We start from the raw sequence: 489 nt of genomic DNA on the forward strand, positions 1-489 counted from the left end.
CCTGATTATATGAGTCCTGATGATGATCCTTGTAAAAAAGTGAAAAATAAAATTTCTGATGCAAAATTCTTTGCCAAATTTCAAGAGCTTAATAAACCTGAAATGTTCGCAATGGATCATGAAAAAGGATTTTATGAGAGGCTATCGCCTGTGGGTTCAAATTTACCTTCAGGATTTCCGGTAATAGATGGAGCTCCTTGTTCTAAAGGTCTGGATTTCCCTGAAAATGAAAACGGTGTAGCAGGATTATTGCACATTCATAACGATTATGATTGTGAAGATAACTCTGCTATTAAAATATTTTCACCTAAGGATGTAAGGACATTTCTGAATAAATTGATGAAACAGTCCAGAATATATACAGGAAGCTATACCAATGCCTATTCTACTGTAATCACATCACAGGGAAGCTATATGCTCCGGTATACTAATGAGAGCTGGCCAGGTTCTACTTGGGATAAGATTGATACCTGGAATGCTTGGTATAAT

At 36.0% G+C, this 489-nt stretch carries 1 protein-coding gene; it reads left to right on the forward strand.

The window, feature by feature from the left end:
- Positions 1-489: hypothetical protein (locus tag AC4IF5_RS20405; RefSeq protein WP_490737788.1), on the forward strand; the 489-nt coding region annotated here is incomplete at both ends.

The organism is Chryseobacterium sp. UF-290, from assembly GCF_058245615.1.